The 17,506-nt window shown below is 59.2% G+C and carries 14 protein-coding genes and 1 pseudogene; 5 read left to right on the top strand and 10 right to left on the bottom strand.

Annotated elements, in window-relative coordinates:
* Positions 1-240: 240 nt before the first annotated feature.
* A complete protein-coding gene (locus ABLU67_RS07275; RefSeq protein ID WP_004103838.1) occupies positions 241-354 on the top strand; it encodes a protein YohO in 114 nt (37 codons plus the stop codon).
* On the opposite strand, the gene ABLU67_RS07270 is transcribed toward ABLU67_RS07275, so the two are convergent.
* The 5 genes from ABLU67_RS07270 to bglX form a co-directional block, all read right to left on the bottom strand.
* A complete protein-coding gene (locus ABLU67_RS07270) occupies positions 329-1,066 on the bottom strand; it encodes an ABC transporter permease subunit (protein WP_014230132.1) in 738 nt (245 codons plus the stop codon). The genes ABLU67_RS07275 and ABLU67_RS07270 overlap by 26 nt on opposite strands.
* Positions 1,050-1,997, bottom strand: coding sequence for an ABC transporter ATP-binding protein (locus tag ABLU67_RS07265; RefSeq protein WP_025106766.1), 948 nt, complete (start codon positions 1,995-1,997; stop codon positions 1,050-1,052). The genes ABLU67_RS07270 and ABLU67_RS07265 overlap by 17 nt, the downstream gene beginning before the upstream one ends.
* Positions 1,990-3,147: an ABC transporter permease gene (locus tag ABLU67_RS07260; protein WP_025106765.1), complete on the bottom strand. Its 1,158-nt coding sequence runs from the start codon at positions 3,145-3,147 to the stop codon at positions 1,990-1,992. Before ABLU67_RS07260 ends, ABLU67_RS07265 begins: the two co-directional genes overlap by 8 nt.
* 7 nt (positions 3,148-3,154) lie before the next feature.
* Positions 3,155-4,072: an ABC transporter substrate-binding protein gene (locus ABLU67_RS07255; RefSeq protein ID WP_186006288.1), complete on the bottom strand. Its 918-nt coding sequence runs from the start codon at positions 4,070-4,072 to the stop codon at positions 3,155-3,157.
* 166 nt (positions 4,073-4,238) lie between these two features.
* Positions 4,239-6,536: a beta-glucosidase BglX gene (gene bglX, locus ABLU67_RS07250; protein WP_186006287.1), complete on the bottom strand. Its 2,298-nt coding sequence runs from the start codon at positions 6,534-6,536 to the stop codon at positions 4,239-4,241.
* A 194-nt stretch (positions 6,537-6,730) separates the two neighbouring features.
* Between bglX and dld the strand changes: the two genes are divergently transcribed.
* The gene (dld, locus tag ABLU67_RS07245) at positions 6,731-8,473 is read left to right on the top strand and encodes a D-lactate dehydrogenase (RefSeq protein WP_348852229.1); all 1,743 of its coding nucleotides are present in this window, start codon (positions 6,731-6,733) and stop codon (positions 8,471-8,473) included.
* Positions 8,474-8,570: 97 nt separating this feature from the next.
* Complete coding sequence (locus ABLU67_RS07240; RefSeq protein ID WP_004138576.1) at positions 8,571-9,125, top strand: GNAT family N-acetyltransferase; 555 nt, start codon at positions 8,571-8,573, stop codon at positions 9,123-9,125.
* A gap of 92 nt (positions 9,126-9,217) precedes the next feature.
* On the opposite strand, the gene pbpG is transcribed toward ABLU67_RS07240, so the two are convergent.
* Both pbpG and ABLU67_RS07230 read right to left on the bottom strand, forming a co-directional pair.
* On the bottom strand, positions 9,218-10,165 hold the full coding sequence (gene pbpG / locus ABLU67_RS07235) for a D-alanyl-D-alanine endopeptidase (protein ID WP_014230138.1): 948 nt from the start codon (positions 10,163-10,165) through the stop codon (positions 9,218-9,220).
* 176 nt (positions 10,166-10,341) lie between these two features.
* Positions 10,342-10,929 carry a Yip1 family protein gene (locus ABLU67_RS07230; protein ID WP_004122818.1) on the bottom strand — a complete coding sequence of 196 codons (588 nt, stop codon included), beginning with the start codon at positions 10,927-10,929 and terminating at the stop codon, positions 10,342-10,344.
* 155 nt (positions 10,930-11,084) lie between these two features.
* Here ABLU67_RS07230 and ABLU67_RS07225 point away from each other — a divergent pair, with 155 nt between their 5' ends.
* The gene (locus ABLU67_RS07225; protein WP_014230139.1) at positions 11,085-11,654 is read left to right on the top strand and encodes a DedA family protein; all 570 of its coding nucleotides are present in this window, start codon (positions 11,085-11,087) and stop codon (positions 11,652-11,654) included.
* A gap of 106 nt (positions 11,655-11,760) precedes the next feature.
* Here the strand turns inward: ABLU67_RS07225 and mdtQ are convergent, their stop codons facing one another.
* On the bottom strand, positions 11,761-13,200 hold the full coding sequence (mdtQ, locus tag ABLU67_RS07220) for a multidrug resistance outer membrane protein MdtQ (RefSeq protein WP_185219972.1): 1,440 nt from the start codon (positions 13,198-13,200) through the stop codon (positions 11,761-11,763).
* Between the two features lie 119 nt (positions 13,201-13,319).
* Between mdtQ and ABLU67_RS07215 the strand changes: the two genes are divergently transcribed.
* On the top strand, positions 13,320-14,054 hold the full coding sequence (locus ABLU67_RS07215) for a class I SAM-dependent methyltransferase (RefSeq protein ID WP_025106760.1): 735 nt from the start codon (positions 13,320-13,322) through the stop codon (positions 14,052-14,054).
* A gap of 63 nt (positions 14,055-14,117) precedes the next feature.
* Here the strand turns inward: ABLU67_RS07215 and ascB are convergent, their stop codons facing one another.
* Both ascB and bglF read right to left on the bottom strand, forming a co-directional pair.
* Positions 14,118-15,512 carry a 6-phospho-beta-glucosidase gene (ascB, locus tag ABLU67_RS07210; RefSeq protein ID WP_014230142.1) on the bottom strand — a complete coding sequence of 465 codons (1,395 nt, stop codon included), beginning with the start codon at positions 15,510-15,512 and terminating at the stop codon, positions 14,118-14,120.
* Between the two features lie 17 nt (positions 15,513-15,529).
* Positions 15,530-17,501 (bottom strand): annotated as a pseudogene (bglF, locus tag ABLU67_RS07205) (PTS beta-glucoside transporter subunit IIABC).
* Positions 17,502-17,506 lie beyond the last annotated feature (5 nt).

Below are 17,506 nucleotides of genomic sequence, written 5' to 3'. Positions count from 1 at the left end.
AGCCCGGCTAAGCGCAGCGCAAGCCGGGTAGAAACCGCAGCAATGCCACGTCGCGGCACATTCCCCGGGTTGCGGCGTAAACGCCTTACCCGGGCTACCGGTCCGCAGACGGTGATGAACCGCAGCCCGGCTAAGCGCAGCGCAAGCCGGGGGGGGGTTGTCGTAGCTAAAAAGCAATTAATGTTTTATTAACACCTGCGCTTCACCGTATAATCCCTGCGTTAACATCAGGAGCCTATTATGAAGCCAGCGAAAATTGCGGTGATTACCCTGTTCTTATTTATGGCCATCAGCGGCATCGGCGGCGTGATGCTGGCCGGTTATTCATTTATTGTTCGCGGTGGTGTCGGCTGATTCGCCGGTTTAGCCGTTCAAACCCCCGGTCGACGATAATCGCCGCCAGCGCCACCAGCAGCGCCCCCTGAATCACATAAGCGGTATTAAATCCGCTGAGGCCGATAACAATCGGCGTGCCGAGCGTATTCGCGCCGACGGTTGAAGCAATGGTCGCCGTACCGATATTGACGATGGTCGAGGTACGAATCCCGGCCAGCATCACCGGCGCCGCCAGCGGCAGCTCAACTTTTATCAGCCTCTGCCAGCCGGTCATCCCCATTCCCTGAGCGATAGCTAACACACCGGACGGTACCGCCCCAATCCCGGCCAGCGTGCCCTGCAAAACCGGTAAGATGCCGTACAGCACCAGCGCAATAAGCGCGGGCTGCCAGCCAAACCCCATCACCGGAACCGCAATCGCCAGCACCGCGACCGGCGGAAACGTCTGCCCCATTGCGGCAATCGTCTCCACCAGCGGGCGAAACTCATGCCCCGCCGGACGGGTGACCGCAATCCCGGCGACGACGCCCACCACCGTAGCCGCGAGGCTGGAGAGCGCCACCAGCCAAAAGTGCGCCAGGGTAAGAGAAACAAAACTCTCCTGCTGATAAACCGGACGCGGCAGTTCGGGAAACAGCGCGCTGAACAGCGGCGCGCTGTAGGGCAACGCCAGCAGCAGCGCGATAAACATGGCGCTGAGCCACAGCAGCGGATCACGCAGCACCTTCACGCCGGGCCTCCTCGCGCAGCAGGTCGGCAAAATGCAGCGTCCCGCAGGCCTCTCCCTGCTCATCGACCACCGGCAGCACCTCGCGGCGATGAGCAACGAACTGCGACAGCGCCTCGCGCAGGGTCATCGTCACGTTCAACGCGTCCCCCGCCAGGCGCTCATCGCGGCGCAGATAATCACTCACGCCGCGTAGCGACAGCAGGCGCACGCCCAGTTCGCTACGGCCAAAGAACGTCTCCACAAACGCATTTTTTGGCTCCAGCAGCATCTGCATCGGCTCACCCTGCTGTACCACTTCGCCGCCGTCCATCAACACCAGATGGTCCGCCAGCCGCAGCGCCTCATCGATATCGTGAGTCACCAGCACAATAGTGCGTCCCAGCAGGCGATGAATGCGGATCATCTCCTGCTGCAAGGCTTCGCGCGTCACCGGATCGAGCGCGCCGAAGGGTTCATCCATCAGCAGCACTTCCGGGTTGGCGGCCAGCGCGCGCGCCACGCCGACGCGCTGCTGCTGGCCGCCGGAAAGCTGATGCGGGTAGCGTTCGCGCAGGCCCGGCTCCAGCCCCAGCAAGGCCATCAGCTCATCGACCCGCGCCTGGGTCTTCTGCCGCGACCACTTTTGCAACTGCGGGACGGTGGCAATGTTCTGCGCCACCGTCCAGTGGGGGAACAGGCCGATGGACTGGATGGCGTAGCCCATTCTGCGGCGCAGTTCGAGCACCGGCTGCTGGCGAATATCCTGCCCGGCGAAACGGATCGTCCCGCTGTCGTGCTCCACCAGGCGATTAATCATCTTCAGCGTGGTCGACTTCCCCGAGCCGGAGGTGCCAATCAGCACCGAAAATGCCCCCTCGCGCAGATGCAGATTGAGGTTTTTCACCGCAGGCTCTCCGGCAAAGGCTTTATTGACGCCGTCGAACTCAATCACGGGCCTCTCCTTTCAGTAATGCGCCCCACAGCGCGAATAACGCATCCACCACCACCGCCAGCGCGATGGTCGGGATAACCCCCAGCAGCACCAGATCCAGCGCGCTGCTGAGCAGCCCCTGGAAAACCAGCGCGCCGAAGCCGCCCGCGCCAATCAGGGCCGCCACCACCGCCATACCCACGGTTTGTACGCTGACCACCCGCAGGCTGCGCAACAACACCGGCAACGCCAGCGGTAGCTGTACCTGACGAAAGCGCTGCACGCCGCTCATCCCCATCGCCGTCGCGCTCTCCAGCGCTTCGCGCGGCACCTGCTGAAGGCCGATCGTCACCCCGCGCACCAGCGGCAATAGCGCATACAGCACCAGCGCAATCAGCGCCGGCGTGATGCCGGTACCGGAAACGCCGAGCTGCGCCAGCGACGGAAACTGGCGCGCCAGCCCGGCCAGCGGCGCGATAAGCAGGCCAAAAAGCGCGACGGAGGGAACGGTCTGAATCACGTTGAGAACGGCAAAAACCGGCGATTGCCAGCGGGGGTAGCGCCAGAGCCAGACGCCAACGGGCAAGCCAATCAGCAGCCCCGGCAGCAGGGTCCCCAACAGCAGCGTCACATGCTGGGACAGCGCATCGTCAAACACCTCGCGGCGATTGAAATACTCTTTCAGCAAAGAGAGGCCATCGAGCGCGCCGAGCCCCAGCAGCAGCGCGGGCAGCAGCCAGACCTGCGCGTTCAGCAGCCAGCGCCACAGGGCTCGGGTCGTCAGGCGACGAACGGCATCGCTGGCGATAAGCAGGCACAGGGCCAGCGCCAGCCACAGGCCGCTTCCCGGCGAGGTGCGGGCCAGCGGAGAACCGCTCTGAGCCAGCTGTACCGCCGCACTGCCGGCTCCCCACAGCAATAAAGGCAGCAGCAGATCCGCCAGCAGGAAGATAACCAGCAGCGGGAGACGCCCGGGACGCCAGCTCAGCAGCGCTATCAGCAGCCCTGCCGCCCCCTGTACGCCCGCCAGCCACGGCCAGACCTGCCATAGCCAGCGCCCCTCGCCGGATAACAGCCGGTTAGGCGCATAGTTGATAAACGGCAGCGCCATCGCCAGCAGCAGGAGGAATGCCAGCAGCAGCGCAACCCGGTTACAGCAACGAGTGGTCACGCGCGCCCTACTTCAGCAGCCCTTTCTGTTGCAGATAGTCGGCGGCGACTTTCTTCGCATCCAGGCCCTCAACCGCAATACTGGCGTTCAGCTTTTGCAGCGTCTTTTCATCCAGGCTGGCGAAGACCGGCTGTAGCCAGTCGGCTATCTGCGGATACGCTTTTAACACCGCTTCACGTACGACCGGCGTGGGCGCATAAATCGGCTGCACGCCCTTCGGGTCGCTCAGGGTTTGCAGACCCAGCGCGGCGACCGGGCCATCGGTACCGTAGGCCATCGCCGCATTCACGCCGGAGGTTTGCTGCGCCGCCGCTTTGATGGTGACCGCCGTATCGCCGCCCGCCAGCGACAGCAGCTGATTTTGCTTGAGCTTGAAGTCGTAGGCTTTTTCAAACGCCGGCAGCGCGTCCGGCCGTTCAATAAATTCCGCCGAGGCGGCCAGCTTAAAGTCACCGCCCTTTTTCAGATAGCCGGCAAGATCGCTTAATGAGGCGAGGTGGTTTTTCTCCGCCAGATCCTGACGGACGGCGATGGTCCAGGTGTTGTTGGCCGGAGCCGGGGTAAGCCAGACGAGCTTATTCTTTTCCGCATCCAGCTTTTTAACTTTTTCATATCCCTGCTGCGCGTTTTTCCACGCCGGGTCGTTCTCCTCTTTGAAGAAGAACGCCCCGTTGCCGGTATATTCCGGGTAAATGTCCAGCTCACCGGCGGTTATCGCCCCGCGCACCACCGGGGTGGTGCCGAGCTGGATTTTATTAACGGTTTTCACCCCGTGGCTTTCCAGAACCTGCAAAATAATATTGCCGAGCAGCGCCCCTTCGGTGTCAATTTTTGAGCCGACCTTAACCGGCTCCGCCGCCTGCAGCGGCAGGCTTATCAGGGCCGCCAGCGCCAGCGTGCCGGACCACATACTTGCCTTAATCATCCTCGCGTCCCTCTTTAATTTGCGCTCCATTAACAGGAGCTTAAGCAAAAAGCGTAGTTCATTTGGGGCGGAGCGGAAAAAGAAAAGGCCGATAAATCGGCCTTTGGGGTAAGGAATGCCTGTTCCCGGGTGGCGGCCGCAGCCTCACCCGGGCGACAAATCACCATTACAGCAGTTCAAACTCGCTCTGCTTCACGCGGGCGGAGTCGACGCCGATAAAGACGTTGAATTTACCCGGCTCGGCGTCGTACTTCATCTGCTGGTTCCAGAACTTCAGCGCTTCAACGTCAATCGGGAAGCTGACGGTTTGCGTCTCGCCCGGCTTGAGGGTCACCTTTTTAAAGCCGCGCAGCATTTTCACCGGACGGCTCATGGAGGTGGTAACGTCCTGCAGATAAAGCTGAATCACCGTCGCCCCTTCGCGCTTGCCGGTATTGGTTACCTGCACGCTGGCGGTCACGCTGCCGTCCCGCTGCAGGGTCGGCGCCGACATTTTCACGTCGGAAACGCTAAAGGTGGTGTAGCTCAGGCCGTAGCCAAACGGATAGAGCGGGCCGTTGGCTTCATCAAAGTAGCGCGAGGTGTACTTGTTTGGCTTATCCGCATTGTACGGGCGACCGGTGTTGAGATGGCTGTAGTAGGTCGGGATCTGCCCGACCGAGCGCGGGAAGGACATGGGCAGCTTGCCAGACGGGTTGTAGTCGCCGAACAGCACATCGGCAATAGCGTTGCCGCCTTCGGTGCCGGCAAACCAGGTTTCGAGGATCGCATCAGCCTGCTGATCCTCTTTCACCAGCGCCAGCGGACGACCGTTCATTAGCACCAGCACCAGCGGTTTACCGGTCGCTTTCAGCGCGCTAATCAGAGCGCGCTGGCTCGGCGGCAGGGTGATGTCGGTGCGGCTGGAGGCTTCGTGGGCCATGCCCTGCGCCTCGCCCACCACGGCAACCACCACGTCGGACTGCTTCGCCGCCGCCACGGCTTCGTCAATCATCTCCTGCGGCGAGCGCGAGTCAACCTGCACCGCTTTCTCGTACAGATTGAGGAAGTCGACGATGCCTTTATCGTCAGTGACGTTGGCGCCTTTGGCATAGATAATCTTGCCTTTGTCGCCCAGCGCGTTCTGCAAACCGGTCAGCACGGTGACCGACTGATCGGCCACGCCCGCCGCCGACCAGCTGCCCATCATGTCGCGCTTGCTGTCGGCCAGCGCGCCGATTACCGCGATAGTGCCCGATTTTTTCAACGGCAGCGTATCGAGGCGGTTTTTCAGCAGCACCAGGCTTTCACGCGCCACTTCGCGCGCTTCTTTGCGATGCAGGCGGCTTTCGGCGTTGGTATCCTGCGGATCGGAATCTTTCGGCCCCAGGTGGCTATACGGATCGTTAAACAGGCCCATATCATATTTCACGTTCAGCACGTGGCGGGTCGCGTCATCCAGCTCCGCCATCGTCACCTTACCGGACTTCACCAGTCCCGGCAGATACTTGCTGTAGTACTCGTCGCTCATGCTCATGTTGATGCCGGACTTCAGCGCCACGCGCACCGCGTCTTCCGGATCCGACGCCACGCCGTGTTTGATCAGCTCCTTGATCGCGCCATGGTCGGAGACGGTGATGCCTTTAAAGCCCCACTGGTCGCGCAGCACGTCCTTAAGCAGCCAGGCGTCGGAGGTCGCCGGGGTACCGTTGAGCGAGTTGAGCGCCACCATAACCGCGCCGCTGCCCGCATCCAGCCCCGCTTTGTAGGGCGGCATATAGTCGTTGAACAGGCGCTGCGGGCTCATATCAACGGTGTTGTACTCTTTGCCGCCTTCGACCGCGCCGTAGGCGGCAAAGTGCTTGACGCTGGTCATCACCGAGTAGCGATCGGCCGGGCTTTTCCCCTGCATCGACTCCACCATCGCCCTGCCCATCTCGGTGGTCAGGTAGGTATCTTCCCCGAACCCTTCAGAAGCGCGGCCCCAGCGCGGATCGCGGGAGACGTCGACCATCGGCGCCCAGGTCATGTTCAGGCCATCATCGGCCGCTTCGTAAGCCGACACCCGCCCGACGGTGTTCACCGCGTCGAGGTTAAAAGAGGAGGCCAGGCCAAGGCTAATCGGAAAGACGGTACGCTGGCCGTGGAGCACGTCATAGGCGAAAAAGAGCGGGATTTTCAGGCGGCTGAGTTCCATCACCTGATCCTGCATAATGCGTATATCATGGCGGGTCACGGTGTTAAAAATCGCCCCCACCTGGCCTTCTTTGATCATCTCGCGGATGGCCTCTTTCGGGTTATCCGGGCCGACGCTAATTAAGCGCAGCTGACCGATTTTTTCATCCACCGTCATTTTCGTCAGCAGTTCCGTCACAAACGCATCCCGCGCCTGCGGCGTTAGGGGATGATTGCCGAACAATTCATCCGCCAGCGCCGGTTGCAGCGCCAGGCTCACAGCGACGCCTACAGTACAAAGCCATTTCATTTTTATCCCTCATTGTTCCAGTCGACCAGATCGGCGAAAAGATAGCAAAAATCGAAGTCTGCCATAAACATAAACGAGACGCCTGAATAAAGCGCGCGTTGTTCTCTGATTTTTAGAAACATTGATGCATCAAATTGTCATACAAAGCGCTATTCTTATTTTTGATAATTTTGTACCACCACAAGGAGTGGAACATGTCATCTGCAACAACCTATAACAACGCTTTTCTGGCTGAACTCGCCCGTCTGGTCGGCTCGTCCCATCTGCTCACCGACCCGGCTAAAACCCAGCGCTACCGTAAAGGCTTTCGCTCCGGCCAGGGCGACGCGCTGGCGGTAGTCTTTCCCGGTACCCTGCTGGAGCTGTGGCGCGTGCTGAACGCCTGCGTCAACGCCGATAAAATCATTCTGATGCAGGCGGCCAACACCGGCCTGACCGAAGGCTCAACGCCGAACGGTAACGATTATGACCGCGATATCGTTATTATCAGCACCCTGCGCCTGGATAAACTGCATCTGCTGGATAAAGGCGAGCAGGTGCTGGCTTATCCCGGCACGACGCTCTATTCGCTGGAAAAAGCGCTGAAGCCGCTGGGTCGCGAACCGCACTCGGTCATTGGTTCATCCTGCATCGGGGCATCGGTGGTCGGCGGGATCTGCAACAACTCCGGCGGCTCGCTGGTACAGCGCGGCCCGGCGTATACCGAAATGTCGCTGTACGCGCAAATTGATGAAAACGGCAAGCTGACGCTGGTGAACCACCTCGGCATTGACCTCGGCACCACGCCGGAGCAAATCCTCAGCCGCCTCGACGACGAACGGGTTAAAGATGAAGATGTGCGCCACGATGGCCGCCACGCCCACGATCATGATTACGTCACCCGCGTGCGCGACGTGAATGCCGATACCCCGGCGCGCTACAACGCCGACCCGGACCGCCTGTTTGAATCCTCGGGCTGCGCCGGCAAGCTGGCGGTGTTCGCCGTGCGCCTCGATACCTTCCCGGCGGAAAAACGCCAGCAGGTGTTCTACATCGGCACCAACCGCCCGGACGTGCTGACCGAAATTCGCCGCCATATTCTCGCCGAGTTCAACCATCTGCCGGTGGCGGGCGAGTATATGCACCGCGATATTTACGACATCGCCGAGCAGTACGGGAAAGACACCTTCCTGATGATCGACAAGCTCGGCACCGATAAAATGCCGTTCTTCTTTACCATGAAGGGCCGCACCGACGCGATGCTGGAGAAAGTGTCGCTGTTTAAGCCGCACTTCACCGACCGCTTTATGCAAAAGCTGGGTCACGTCTTCCCGTCGCATCTGCCGGAGCGAATGAAAACCTGGCGCGATAAATACGAACACCATCTGCTGCTGAAAATGGCGGGCGACGGCATCGAAGAGGCTCAGGCCTGGCTCGGGGAATATTTCCAGAATGCCGAAGGGGATTTCTTCGTCTGCACCGCAGAAGAAGGCAGCAAAGCCTTCCTGCACCGCTTTGCCGCCGCGGGTGCGGCGATCCGCTACCAGGCGGTACACGCCGATGAGGTGGAAGATATTCTGGCGCTGGACATCGCCCTGCGCCGTAACGACACCGAATGGTTTGAGCATCTTCCCGCCGATATCGATAGCCAGCTGGTGCATAAGCTCTATTACGGCCACTTTATGTGCCACGTTTTCCATCAGGATTACATCGTGAAAAAAGGCGTCGATGCCCACGAACTGAAAGAGAAAATGCTGGCGCTGCTGAAGGAGCGGGGCGCCCAATATCCGGCCGAGCATAACGTCGGCCATCTGTATGAAGCGCCGGAAAGCTTAAAACTCTTCTATCGCGAAAACGATCCCACCAACAGCATGAACCCGGGGATTGGCAAAACCAGTAAGCAAAAATACTGGGGCGAAGCGCAGGATAAACCGACGAGCGCGACCGAACCGCAATAATCCGCACGGGGGACTGTTCAGCCGCGGGGCTTCTGTATTACGCTGCACGCCGGAGAAATTTCCTCTCCGGCAAACCCGTTTAAGGAATTAACCCATCATGTCCGCAGTGGATAAGCTACACGACGCTGACTTAGAGATCCGCGAAGCGCTGCCCGATGACGCCCACGCTATCGCCGCGCTGTACGTCTGGCACGTGCTCAATGGACGCGCCTCTTTTGAAGAGATCCCGCCAACCGTGGATGAGATGCGCAAGCGAATCAAAACCGTGCGCGATAGCGGGCTGCCGTGGCTGGTTGCCCTGTGGCGCGGCACCATCGTCGGCTACTGCTACGCCACCTTTTACCGCCCGCGTCCGGCCTACCGCTACACCCTGGAAGAGTCGATTTACGTTGAGGCGGGAATGGGGGGACGCGGTATCGGCAGCGCCCTGCTCTCCCGGTTAATTGAGAAATGCGAACAGGGACCGTGGCGACAAATGCTGGCGATTATCGGCGACGGCCACAGTAACGCCGGGTCGATTGCGATTCATAAAAAGTTCGGTTTTAGCGTGGCGGGTCAGCTGCGCAGCGTCGGCTATAAGATGGGCGACTGGCGGGATACCTTGATTATGCAGCGCCCGCTCGGCGATGGCGACTGGACGCTGCCGGAGTAACCCCCCGGCTCGCGCTGCGCTTAGCCGGGCTACGGTACAGCGGTTCTGTAGCCCGGATAAGGCGTTTACGCCGTAATCCGGGGAAATGGGGGTTAATCGTTCTGCGCGGTCTGAGCGCCGCCTTTCAGCATCGCATCGGCCATCTGCGCTTCACGCTGCTTTTTATAGCTGAGCGCGGAAGCCGGAACCGGCATCACTTTTCCCGTTTCAATCCACGTTCTCAGGCGGCTGGCGTCGGCGAAGTGGGTATATTTGCCAAACGCATCCATCACCACCAGCGCCACCGGGCGCTGATTAATCACCGTACGCATAATCAGGCAGTGGCCCGCCGCGTTAGTAAAGCCGGTTTTGGTCAGCTGAATATTCCAGTTATCGCGGTAGACCAGATGGTTGGTATTGCGGAACGGCAGCGTATACGCCGGATGGGCGAATGTCGCCATATCTTCTTTGGTGGTGCTCAACTGGCCAATCAGCGGATACTGCTCGCTGGCGATCAGCAGCTTAGTCAGATCGCGGGCGGTAGAGACGTTATGAATCGACAGACCGGTGGGCTCAACGTAGCGGGTGCGGGTCATCCCCAGCGCCTGCGCCTTGGCGTTCATCGCGCGGATAAAGGCGTCGTAGCCGCCCGGATAATGGTGCGCCAGGCTGGCGGCGGCGCGGTTTTCCGACGACATCAGCGCCAGCAGCAGCATATTGCGGCGGCTGATTTGGCTGTTCAGACGCACCCGTGAATAGATCCCTTTCATTTCAGGCGTCTGGCTGATATCAACGGTCAGCATCTCATCCAGCGGCAGATGGGCATCAAGCACCACCATCGCGGTCATCACCTTGGTGATCGACGCCATCGGGCGAACCAGGTCCGGCTGGCTGGCATAGATGATTTTTTTGCTGGCAAGGTCGACGATCATCGCACTGCCGGAAGCGATATCCGGCTGGGAGGCGGTCACCGCCGTGGAGGTTTTAGCCAACGCCTGGGGCGCAAAAGGCACAGCCAGCAGCAACGTCAGGCTGAGCAAAGAAACTCGAAATTTGGTCATCGTGAACATTCTGAAAAGTATTTTTGCACGTTATGAACGTACGCCGCGGCGCTGGGGTGATGACGCCGCTGGCAAAAATCATCATACCTTGTCAGAACGCGAGCTGGCTAATAAGAATCGTGAACAAATGCTGCATTGCCGACATAAAAATCTATTTATGCCGGCAATGAGTTAAATCAGAAGAGCCGATATCCGTATCCCCAGAGAATAACGGTGATCGCCAGCAGCACTTCCAGCACCAGCACCCCTATCGCCAGAGTCGAGCTGGCGAAGCTCAACCCCTCTTCTTTGTTAATCCCCAGGAACGTGGGAATACCGAGATACAGCAGATAGCCGGTGTAAAGCAGCGCGACGGTCCCGACCAGCGCGCACAGCCACACCAGCGGATAGAGCGCCACGAGCCCGCTGAGGAAAAGCGGCGTGGCGACATAGCCGGCGAAAACCATACAGCGCTTAAGGGAAGGCCGCTGCGGATAGCTTCGCGCCATCCACCAGATAACCCGCCCCATCACCGCAACCCCGGCGAGCATCACGGCGTAAAACAGCACCGCCAGGGCCAGCCCGGTCATCAGCGACAGTTTTACCACCGTGCCGTCGCCGAAGTTCCAGCCCAGCTGCGTGGTGCCGATAAAGGCGCAGATAACCGGAACCGCCGCCATGACCAGCACATGGTGCGTATAGTGATGCGAAACGGTTTCGTTTTCGCTTTTAATAACGCTCATCTCTTGATTAGGATGAGAGAAGAGCCCCCAGACATGGTTCATAGCGTCCCCCTTGTCACGGCGTGGTACAGCACTGATCCAAGTATAATTCACCTTGTAGATTATTTTGTGTACAGCGAGAAAAATGCGCTTCCCCCGCATTTTTATCATCAGGGTGTATGATTAAGGGACTGACGTTTTATGGAGTTAATCTTTATATGGATATCAATAACCTGATTTCCCAGTACGGCTACGCGGCGCTGGTCATTGGCAGCGTGGCGGAAGGCGAAACCATCACGCTGCTCGGCGGCGTGGCGGCACATCAGGGATTATTGAAGTTCTGGCTGGTGGTTATCTCGGTCGCCCTCGGGGGGATGATTGGCGATCAGCTGCTTTATTTACTCGGCAGGCGCTTTGGCGGACGGATTCTGCGGCGATTCGCACGCCAGAAAAAGCGGATCCAAAAGGCCCAGCGGATGATCCAGCGTCGCCCCTACCTGTTTGTCATCGGCACCCGCTTTATGTACGGCTTTCGGGTTATCGGCCCGCTGCTGATTGGCGCCAGCCGCCTGCCGCCGAAGGTGTTTCTGCCGCTGAATATTGTCGGCGCGATTATCTGGGCGTTAATTTTTACCACGCTCGGCTATCTCGGCGGGGAAGCGATTGGCCCGTGGCTGCATCATCTGGATGCGCATCTGAAGCACTGGATCTGGCTGATTCTGGCGGTGGTGCTGGTGGTTGCGGCGCACTGGTGGCTAAAGCGCCGCGAGGCAAAGAAGAAAGAGTGACGAGAGTTCCCGGATGGCGGCGTAAACGCCTTATCCGGGCTACAGACTCCACGGACCGCATGGGCCTGTAGCCCGGCTAAGCGCAGCGCGAGCCGGGGAAACAGAACTACTTCGTCGCCTGATGATACCCGCCGCCCAGCGCGGAGGTCAGCTGGATGCTGGCATCAAGCCACTGGCCGTGCAGGCGCAGCGCTGTAACGCGCTCCTGCAGCGCCGGCAGCTTCGCCAGGCTGACGCGCGAGCCGGAAATAATCCCGGCGTTCATCCGCGCCTGCGCCAGCTCGACCATCCGCTGAGCATCTTTTTCAACCTGCTGCTGCTGCTGATTTTTCGCCATCAGCGTTTCCATCTGGCTGGCAGTTTTCGCCACCTGATTAACCGCATCGACCACCGCTTTGTTGTACTTCGCTATCGACAGGGCATTTTGCGCGCTGGCGATATCCAGATTCGCGTTCAGGCGGCCGCTATCAAAGATCGGCAGGGTCAGCCCGGCGGTGACGCCCATCTGCTGGGCAGAGTGGCGGAACAGATCGCTGAGATGCAGGGCATCCTGCTGCAGGAAGGCCATCAGGTTGATATCCGGATAAAACGCGGCTTTCGCGGCATCAACTTCGCTTAATGAAGCCTCGATATACCAGTGGGCGACCTGCAGGTCCGGGCGTCGCGCCAGCAGCTCATAGCCCAGCTGGTTGGGCATTTGCGCGCTGACGGCGGGTAAATCCGCCGGATGAAGATTCAGCGCCTGGCTCTGGCTGTTGGTCAGCGCCATCAGCCGCGCTTCAATCTCCTTCATATTGCCCGCCACGTCGGCGAGCTGCTGATCGGTTTTACTGACGTTAATATCGTTCTCCGCCCCTTCGGCCGAGTTGGTGATCCCGCGTTGATACAGCGCAGTATCCACGGTAACGACATTATTCTGTTCGCGCTTCACCTGCGTCAGCACGTTTTTAATGGCCGCTTCGGTCTGCCACTGCCAGTAAAGGCGGGCGACGCTGCCGGCCAGCAGTTCGCGGGTCTGGGCTTCTTCGGCAACCTGAGCTTTGACTTCACCGATGCGCGCTTTAAGCAGCGCGCGGTTTTTACCCCACAGGTCCAGATCCCATCCGGCGGTCAGTCCGAAGGTGCCGTTGGTGTACCACGGCCCGGTATTGCCGTCGGTATCGGTGGCAAACGGCCCCATCAGCCCCTCGGAGGACATTTTCTGCCGTTCAATATCGGCGGAAAAATCCAGGTTCGGCCCCAGGCTGGATTGCGACATCCGCGCCTGCGCTTCCGCCAGCCTGATGCGCTGTTCGGCAATCTGCATGTCCGGCGCATTGGCTAAGGCACGCTGAATCAGGCTATTGAGCTGAGGGTCATGGTAATCCTGCCACCAGTTGCTCTGCGGCCAGCCGTTTTTCACGGCGGCGGGCAGTTCCGTTGCGACGTGGGATGCCGGGGTTTGCTGCTGGAGCGGCTTGCCAGTATCGTGCGATGGCGCGCAGCCCGCCAGCGCGATAACCAGTGGCAGGCCAGCCAACGCGCGTTTGCTCAAAGTCAGGTTCATGAAATCGGTCAGATGATTAAATAAGGTCGGGTATATTAAGCTACTTGCATCCTTGCCGTTTAGTAAAGCGTGTGCCGTAACTATTAGCAGACTAAAAATAAACTTCTCATGGAGTGACAATGAGTCAGAACATCTATGACGATCCCGCTTTTTTTGCCGGATACGCCACCCTCGACCGTTCAGTCAAAGGGCTGGAAGGCGCGCCCGAGTGGCCGACCCTTCAGCAAATGCTTCCGCCGTTATCCGGTTTACGCGTCGTCGATCTTGGCTGCGGCTACGGCTGGTTTTGCCGCTGGGCCCGCGACCAGGGCGCCGCGCAGGTGGACGGGCTGGATCTCTCCAGCCGAATGCTGGAGCGCGCCCGCGAAATGACGGAGGGCGAAGGTATCCGCTATCGCTGCGAAGATCTTCAGACGCTTACCCTGCCCGCCGATAGCTGCGAGCTGGTCTATAGCTCGCTGGCGCTGCACTATCTGCCCGACGTGGCGCCGCTGTTCGCCACCGTTTACCGGGCGCTGACGCCCGGCGGTACGCTGCTGTTCTCCGCCGAGCATCCCATCTATACCGCCCCGCCGCGTCAGGGCTGGCAGGAAGATGAGAACGGGCAGAAAAGTTGGCCGGTAAGCCACTACCAGCAGGAGGGCGAGCGCATCAGCAACTGGTTTGCCGACGGGGTGAAAAAGCAGCACCGCAAGCTTTCCAGCTGGATAAACCAGCTGATCGCCGCCGGTTTTATCATCGAGCATCTGGATGAGTGGGGACCGACGGCGGAGCAGATTGCCGCTCAGCCGGCGCTGGATGAAGAAAAAGAGCGGCCGATGATTTTTCTCCTGCGCGCGCGCAAGCCGGCGTAATAGGCAAAAAGACCCGGAAGTTATCCGGGCCATAAGGCTGATGTTAGCTTCGTGCTCAGGGCATTACTCTTTTAAGCTGCCGCCGTTGGTGGCGATTACCTCTTTATACCACCAGAAGCTTTTCTTGCGGCTGCGCGCCAGGGTGCCGTTGCCTTCATCGTCGCGATCGACGTAGATAAAGCCATAGCGTTTGGACATCTCCGCCTTCGACGCGCTCACCAGGTCGATAGGCCCCCAGCTGGTATAGCCCATCAGCTCAACGCCGTCCTCTATTGCCTCACGAGCCTGCACCAGATGGTCGTTAAGGTAGCTGATCCGGTAATCGTCGTTGATGCTGCCGTCGGCTTCCACCTTATCCTTAGCGCCCAGGCCGTTTTCCACGATAAACAGCGGCTTCTGATAGCGATCCCACAGCACGTTCAGCAGCGTGCGCAGGCCGAGGGGGTCAATCTGCCAGCCCCACTCCGAGCTTGCCAGGTGCGGGTTCGGCACCATGCTGAGAATATTGCCGCGCGATTTTTTGTTCAGCTCTTCGTCGGCGGTCACGCAGCCGGTCATATAGTAGCTGAAGGAGATAAAATCAACGGTCTCTTTCAGGGCTTCGCGATCGGCATCGGCGATCTCAAGGCTAATGCCGTTGTCGCGGAAATAGCGCAGCATATAGCCCGGGTAAGCGCCGCGGCACTGGACATCGCCAAAGAACTGCCAGCTGCGGTTCTGCTGCAGGGTTTCAAAAATATCGTCCGGTTTGCAGCTCAGCGGATACATCAGGCCGCCGAGCAGCATGTTGCCGATTTTGCCCTCAGGCACGATGTCATGGCAGGCCTTAGCCGCCAGCGCGCTCGCCACCAGCTGATGGTGAATAGCCTGGTAGACTTCAGCTTTGCTGCTGTCGGCCGGCAGACCGACGCCGGTCATCGGCGCGTGCAGGGACATATTGATTTCATTAAAGGTCAGCCACAGTTTGACCTTCGCCTGGTAGCGCGCAAACACCGTACGGGCGTAGCGTTCGAAGAAGCCAATGACTTTGCGATTGCCCCAGCCGCCGTAGTTTTTCACCAGCGCCCACGGCATCTCATAGTGGGACAGGGTCACCAGCGGAGTAATATTGTGCTTCGCCATTTCATCAAACAGCTTATCGTAAAAGGCCAGCCCGGCTTCGTTTGGCTGCGCCTCATCGCCCTCAGGGAAAATACGCGCCCAGGCAATGGATACGCGCAGGCAGTTAAAGCCCATCTCGGCAAAGAGGCTGATATCCTCCGGATAACGATGGTAAAAATCGATGGCAACATCTTTTATGCCGCTATCGCCAGGCACGCGTTCTACGACGTCGCCAAATACGCCGCGCGGCTGGACGTCAGAAGTGGTTAATCCCTTCCCGTCTTCCAGATAAGCGCCTTCAACCTGGTTTGCCGCGGTCGCGCCGCCCCATAAAAACGCCTGTGGGAATGTCTTCATTCATCTCTCTCCTGTGATTAACGGCTTACGGACAACAGCGGCTGACCGGCATCCACCGCGCTGGCGGATACGATGTCGAGAGCACGAAAATCGTCGCTGTTGCTGATAATAATGGGCGTCGCCAGATCGTAACCGGCGTTCAGAATCGCCTGACGGTCAAACTCCAGCAGCAGATCGCCCGCTTTGATTTTGTCGCCCTCTTTAACGTGGGCGGTGAACGGCGCGCCATCGAGCTTGACGGTGTCGATGCCTACGTGGATGAGCAGCTCGATCCCGCTATCGCTCAGCAGACCGATGGCATGTTTCGTCTGAAATATCGAGGCGACCTCGCCCGAGAACGGCGCAATAACTTTGCCCACTGAAGGGATAATCGCCACGCCCTGGCCAAGTAAACCGCTGGCGAAGGTGCTATCGGGAACCTGATCGAGCGCCAGTACGCTGCCGGTCATCGGCGCCAGAATGTCGTTTTCCGAGGCCGGAGCCACGACAACCGCAGCCTGCTCAGCGCTGCTGCGCGGCAGCCCGGCGACGAGGGTAAGCACGCAGGCGATGATTAACGAGGCAAACATCCCCGCCGCCCCGCCCCACACCGTAGCGTCAATGCCTTCCGGCGGGATCATTTGCGCCAGGGTGAAAATGTTACCGAAACCAAAAGAGTAGACGTGGCTGTCGCTAAAACCAACCATCGCACCGCCAATGGCGCCAGCAATGCAGCCAAAGATAAAGGGACGACGTAAAGGCAGGTTCAGACCATAAATCGCCGGCTCGGTCACGCCAAAGATCCCGGCGGAAACCGCAGAACCCGCCAGCACTTTTTGCCGCGCATCGCGAGTGCGCAGGAAAATCCCCAACGCGGCGCCAACCTGCCCCATCACCGCCGGCAGCAGCATCGGCATCATCGAATCATGACCCAGCACGGCAAGGTTGTTAATCATTAACGGTATCAATCCCCAGTGCAGCCCGAAGATAACGCACACCTGCCACAGCGCCCCCATCGCCGCGCCGGCAAGCCAGGGCGCAACCTGATAGATAAGCTGGTAACCATTGGCCAGCAGCTGGCTCAGCCAGGTGGCCACGGGGCCGATAATCAGAAACGTAAGCGGGACGACCACGGCCAGGCAAATCGCCGGGGTGAAGAAGTTCTTCATCGACGAAGGCAGTATCGCGTTGCTGCGTTTTTCAATCCAGCAACTCACCCACGAAGCGAGGATAATCGGGATGACCGATGAACTGTAATTGATAAAGGTCACCGGAATCCCAAGGAAATACTCCGTCGCGGCGTCAGGCACCATACTGGCTTCAAAAGATTGAATCATCAGCGGGTGGGTTAACGCGCCGCCGATCACCATGGTAATAAAGGCGTTGCCGCCAAATTTCTTACCGGCGGTATAGCCGAGAAACAGCGGGAAAAAGAAGAACAGCGCATCGCTGGCGGCAAACCAGATTTTGTAGGTTGCCTGCTGCGTCGTTAACCAGCCGCAAACCACCGCCAGCGCCAGCAGCCCTTTGAGGATCCCCGAGGCCGCCAGGACGCCGATAAACGGGGTGAAAATACCGGAAACCACGTCGATAAGCTGGCCGATAATCGACACTTTTTCGCCTTTCACCGCCACCGGCTCGCTGTCATCCGTCAGTCCGGCTTCGCTGCGCACCGCCAGCCAGACATCGTGCACGTGGTTACCGATGACCACCTGAAACTGGCCGCCGCTTTCCACCACCATGATGACGCCAGGATTCGCCTTCAGTCCTTCGGCATCCGCCTTCTTGCTATCTTTGAGCTTAAAACGCAGCCGCGTTGCGCAGTGAACCAGACTCACAATATTCTCTTTGCCACCAACCCGGCTGAGAATATCCTGCGCGAGTGCTTTATATTCCATGCTGTTTTTCCTTACTTCCGCTGCCCGCAGGCATCGTTAACTGAGTATTAAAAATAAAAAAACCCGAGAACAACGCCGTGTAGGCGTTGCGCTCAGGTTTTGCCTGCGTAATGCAGT

Source organism: Klebsiella sp. GN_Kp190 (assembly GCF_040061795.1).
Taxonomy (GTDB): domain Bacteria; phylum Pseudomonadota; class Gammaproteobacteria; order Enterobacterales; family Enterobacteriaceae; genus Klebsiella; species Klebsiella michiganensis.
This window is presented reverse-complemented; position numbering and strand designations above follow the sequence as displayed.

What these genes read in the sequence shown, in the direction of transcription:
- ABLU67_RS07275 (WP_004103838.1), top strand. Translation starts at nt 241, where the DNA reads ATGAAGCCAGCGAAAATTGCGGTGATTACCCTGTTCTTATTTATGGCC.
- ABLU67_RS07255 (WP_186006288.1), bottom strand. Translation starts at nt 4,072, where the DNA reads ATGATTAAGGCAAGTATGTGGTCCGGCACGCTGGCGCTGGCGGCCCTG.
- bglX (WP_186006287.1), bottom strand. Translation starts at nt 6,536, where the DNA reads ATGAAATGGCTTTGTACTGTAGGCGTCGCTGTGAGCCTGGCGCTGCAA.
- dld (WP_348852229.1), top strand. Translation starts at nt 6,731, where the DNA reads ATGTCATCTGCAACAACCTATAACAACGCTTTTCTGGCTGAACTCGCC.
- ABLU67_RS07240 (WP_004138576.1), top strand. Translation starts at nt 8,571, where the DNA reads ATGTCCGCAGTGGATAAGCTACACGACGCTGACTTAGAGATCCGCGAA.
- pbpG (WP_014230138.1), bottom strand. Translation starts at nt 10,165, where the DNA reads ATGACCAAATTTCGAGTTTCTTTGCTCAGCCTGACGTTGCTGCTGGCT.
- ABLU67_RS07230 (WP_004122818.1), bottom strand. Translation starts at nt 10,929, where the DNA reads ATGAACCATGTCTGGGGGCTCTTCTCTCATCCTAATCAAGAGATGAGC.
- ABLU67_RS07225 (WP_014230139.1), top strand. Translation starts at nt 11,085, where the DNA reads ATGGATATCAATAACCTGATTTCCCAGTACGGCTACGCGGCGCTGGTC.
- mdtQ (WP_185219972.1), bottom strand. Translation starts at nt 13,200, where the DNA reads ATGAACCTGACTTTGAGCAAACGCGCGTTGGCTGGCCTGCCACTGGTT.
- ABLU67_RS07215 (WP_025106760.1), top strand. Translation starts at nt 13,320, where the DNA reads ATGAGTCAGAACATCTATGACGATCCCGCTTTTTTTGCCGGATACGCC.
- ascB (WP_014230142.1), bottom strand. Translation starts at nt 15,512, where the DNA reads ATGAAGACATTCCCACAGGCGTTTTTATGGGGCGGCGCGACCGCGGCA.